Source organism: Huaxiibacter chinensis (genome assembly GCF_022171985.1).
Lineage (GTDB): Bacteria > Pseudomonadota > Gammaproteobacteria > Enterobacterales > Enterobacteriaceae > Enterobacter > Enterobacter chinensis_A.
The window spans coordinates 1-3,592 of the sequence record NZ_JAJVHF010000035.1 but is presented as its reverse complement, the minus strand read 5'-3'; the positions used below and the strand labels follow the sequence as shown (position 1 = coordinate 3,592).

Here is a 3,592-nt window from a genome sequence, read left to right as displayed (position 1 = left end):
ATGCGTTGAGCCCCTTAGAATTGCATTCAGTTTAGCTTACTCTAAGGTGACGTTTCTATCTGGATAAAAAGTGACATTACTAAATGGTTCTAACATTATAAGTGCGTATAACGTGGATTATGTAAGATCAGCGTTAAGTAGTCGATTTATTTGAAAGTGACGTCGTCTTTAAGTTAAAATCACCTATAATCAATACCTACTGGAGCAGCTCATGGCTGACACCTACCTCCCCCCGGGCTTTAAAAAATGCAAATCATGTCAGCAAGTTAAACCCTTTGAACAGTTTGGAAAAGAGCTCAAGGGCAAGTTTGGCCTCAAGAGTAAATGCCGAGCGTGTATTAGCGAGAAAAACAAAACGTACGCAGCAGGCCCAGGGGCCGAAGTAAAGACGCAAAATAATAGGACCTACCAGGCAGAAAACAAGACTGAGCTCGCGGAGAAAATGCGCGTTAAGCGTGCGAAAGAAAAATTTGGTGATCGCTATAATTCCTACCTCGCTTCTTTAGAGTCCATGAAAAAACTCAAATAATGTAATCGCCAACGGAGGAATAATGAATGTACATCTGAAATATGATACGATAAAGCACTATCACTTTGATTGGCTAACGCCTGCTGGCGACTATCCTAATTCAGCGGTTATGCTCGTAGGTTTCCGTGATGGGCGCTGGATTATTGTTCAAGAGTTCGGAAATGATTATAGCTGCTTCGAGGGCGTTCTGAAGAATGGTGATGATCTTAATACGGAGCCTAAATTCTATTCCGACTTAGAAAGCGTAGCGGTTGCTGCTTTTGGCATGATGAAGCAGATATATCCCCAGTACCAAGATAGCACGTTAGAAGAATTCCTCGCTGGATAAAATATTCTAGAAACCAAACTCGCCTTATTCGAAGGAAACTGACTATGTATAGAAAGGTTTTAGCTCTTTCAGCCTTACTGATTTCTGCTTGTTCCACCGATAATCCTCATAAACAAAGTATGCACCACAATGATTTTGAGCTTTCGGACTCAGCTGTAAAAATTCAAATCAAGTCTGGAAATAAGACAATCTCCGGCTCAGGTACTTGGATCGATGAACAACATATTCTTACAGCTTCACATTTATGGCTTGATGCAAGCAAGGATTATAGTCTAAGTATAATAACAAGGAATGGGAGCCAACCAGCAACAGTTATCAATATTGATGATCCTAAGAACCGGGACCTCGCTCTTTTAAAAGTAGAAAAAAATACTATTGTCAAAGCCCCACCTAATTGGAAGCTTCCAGTATGTGATAATGTTCTAGCTCCAGGTGAGTCTGTTTGGGTTCTATCGGGAATGTATAATACGCTTTCAAATACGTATGCTTCCCCCGACTCAACCTACTATTATAAAGGAATAGTTGGTTCTGATGGTTTGACTGCTTTTTATCAAAATGGAGTTAGTGGAAGCGCTGTGTTAAACCAATCTAAGAGTTGCTTATATGGTGTTGTGAGTCAACAAGACATTAAAAAGATCAATGTCTATCAGATATATATTACGAAGATTACTACAAATGAAATTATACGCGGATTCATAGGTTATAAAAATAATTAAATGAGCGTAATCTTACAACAGGCAATTCCGACGTTATCTGCGTTGGTCTACCTATCTGAACCTTTAAAAGGAACGTCTATCATGTATAAACTTTTACCCGCAATACTAGTCTTTCTTTCGGTGTTCCTTGGACTAATCGCTCTACTCAGTGCTATCAAAAATGGTTCTGATGAATTGGCGGTATTCCTCATTACACTTTCGGCGTGGTTCGCTGCTTTAAGTAAGTTTTATTCACTTAAACTGTATAAAAATAGTTAGCCTGTGAATCCAAATACAGTTGACAAGTATCCAGCACTGCCCCCGTGATTTATTCAGGTTAGAAGCATTCCCGGAGTGCAGGCTGGGATTAGAAAAGTTACTTTTCTTACGATGTACCAACCAATAGGGCACGACTTATCGTAATGCCTAATTACATATTACCTGTTTAAGTCGATCTAATAATTTCATTGGAGCAGACATGTCCCCGGAATTGGTATCAGGCATTGCACGAGTGGCGCATGAAAAGCTACTTTCAGTTTTGACGGAGTGCGGCACAAAGAAGACGAAAGGCACATGCCTTTTTGCAAGCTATCTTGTATGTTATTTAGCAAAAACTAAAGGTCTAGATGCTGTTGTTCGTGGGGGTAACGGTGCAGATGATGGCGGTATATTTACAGAGAGTGGTGGCTTTGGCCATTATTGGTGTGAATTGAACTTCGAAGAAGTGCAATATTATATTGACATCACTTCCGAGCAGTTTGGGTTTCATCCATACATAGTGAAACGCGTCAACGATATAACAGGATGGCCACGATATATTCCTGGTGATCAGGAAACGGTCGATAGTCATTTAGAACAATTATTACGCGACGGCTATACAGAATAGGCTGCGTATACACTATCGCAGCCTTTCAGGCTCTTAACCCTTGTGACCAGTTAACGGAACCACTCAGGATGACGCTGCCGATCAACGTTGATAACCTGCGAATTAAATTCAACGACATCCGCTGGAGTAAGCATTAATTCATCAGGATTTACAATAAATGGTCTTAAAACCACTTCGCCACCGTCTTCTTTTGCACCGTAGATATTAATAAGAAAGTGCAGTCGTTGATTTCCGTCAGCATTGCGTTGCCATTCTCTAAAAGTCAAAGTCTGTTTAATATAGTTTGTTAAAAGAAATGCGAATTCAGATTCTTCCGTTTGTGAGATACCGTTTTTGTTAGACATTTTTTTTAGTATCTTTCCGAGCATGGATACACAGGCATCTAGGGAAGGTGCGAATAAGCAGGTCATTTCTTCCCAAGCTGACTCGCTGATTAAAATTTCGCGGATCTGGGCCGATTTTTTTCCCGCAAACACATCGAATCAGCCTATTTAGGCTATTTTTTCCACCATTTCTGGCGTTATTTCCGGTTTTTACTGAGATCTCTCCCACTGACGTATCATTTGGTCCACCCGAAACAGGTTGGCCAGGGTGAATAACATCGCCAGTTGGTTATCGTTTTTCAGCAGCCCCTTGTATCTGGCTTTCACGAAGCCGAACTGCCGCTTGATGATGCGAAACGGGTGCTCCACCTTGGCACGGATGCTGGCTTTCATGTATTCGATGTTGATGGCCGTTTTGTTCTTGCGCGGATGCTGCTTCAAGGTTTTTACCTTGCCGGGACGCTCGGCGATCAGCCAGTCCACATCCACCTCGGCCAGCTCCTCGCGCTGTGGCGCTCCTTGGTAGCCGGCATCGGCTGAGACAAATTGCTCCTCTCCATGAAGCAGATTACCCAGCTGATTGAGGTCATGCTCGTTGGCCGCGGTGGTGACTAGGCTGTGGGTCAGGCCACTCTTGGCATCGACACCAATGTGGGCCTTCATGCCAAAGTGCCACTGATTGCCTTTCTTGGTCTGATGCATCTCCGGATCGCGTTGCTGCTCTTTGTTCTTGCTAGAGCTGGGTGCCTCAATGATGGTGGCATCCACCAAAGTGCCTTGGGTCATCATGACGCCTGCTTCGGCCAGCCAGCGATTGATGGTCTTGAACAA

5 protein-coding genes and 1 pseudogene are annotated in these 3,592 nt (G+C 42.8%); 4 read left to right on the top strand and 2 right to left on the bottom strand.

Annotated elements, in window-relative coordinates; genetic code table 11:
- Positions 1–211: 211 nt before the first annotated feature.
- The 4 genes from LZP96_RS23635 to LZP96_RS23620 all read left to right on the top strand — a co-directional run bounded on the left by LZP96_RS23635 (position 212) and on the right by LZP96_RS23620 (position 2,438).
- Positions 212–529 (top strand): hypothetical protein, encoded by a 318-nt coding sequence (locus LZP96_RS23635; RefSeq protein ID WP_000785965.1) that lies wholly within the window; start codon positions 212–214, stop codon positions 527–529.
- A gap of 22 nt (positions 530–551) precedes the next feature.
- The gene (locus LZP96_RS23630) at positions 552–857 is read left to right on the top strand and encodes a hypothetical protein (protein WP_001100610.1); all 306 of its coding nucleotides are present in this window, start codon (positions 552–554) and stop codon (positions 855–857) included.
- Positions 858–901: 44 nt separating this feature from the next.
- Complete coding sequence (locus LZP96_RS23625) at positions 902–1,573, top strand: S1 family peptidase (RefSeq protein ID WP_000285959.1); 672 nt, start codon at positions 902–904, stop codon at positions 1,571–1,573.
- A 457-nt stretch (positions 1,574–2,030) separates the two neighbouring features.
- Complete coding sequence (locus LZP96_RS23620) at positions 2,031–2,438, top strand: hypothetical protein (RefSeq protein WP_001371904.1); 408 nt, start codon at positions 2,031–2,033, stop codon at positions 2,436–2,438.
- A 50-nt stretch (positions 2,439–2,488) separates the two neighbouring features.
- Here the strand turns inward: LZP96_RS23620 and LZP96_RS23615 are convergent, their stop codons facing one another.
- The gene (locus LZP96_RS23615; protein WP_000457316.1) at positions 2,489–2,914 is read right to left on the bottom strand and encodes a hypothetical protein; all 426 of its coding nucleotides are present in this window, start codon (positions 2,912–2,914) and stop codon (positions 2,489–2,491) included.
- A 57-nt stretch (positions 2,915–2,971) separates the two neighbouring features.
- Positions 2,972–3,592 (bottom strand): annotated as a pseudogene (locus tag LZP96_RS23610) (IS5-like element ISKpn26 family transposase); the annotation flags it as partial.

Excerpts from the sequence above, each read along its gene's own strand:
- LZP96_RS23630 (WP_001100610.1), top strand. The coding sequence starts at position 552 with ATGAATGTACATCTGAAATATGATACGATAAAGCACTATCACTTTGAT.
- LZP96_RS23635 (WP_000785965.1), top strand. The coding sequence starts at position 212 with ATGGCTGACACCTACCTCCCCCCGGGCTTTAAAAAATGCAAATCATGT.
- LZP96_RS23620 (WP_001371904.1), top strand. The coding sequence starts at position 2,031 with ATGTCCCCGGAATTGGTATCAGGCATTGCACGAGTGGCGCATGAAAAG.
- LZP96_RS23625 (WP_000285959.1), top strand. The coding sequence starts at position 902 with ATGTATAGAAAGGTTTTAGCTCTTTCAGCCTTACTGATTTCTGCTTGT.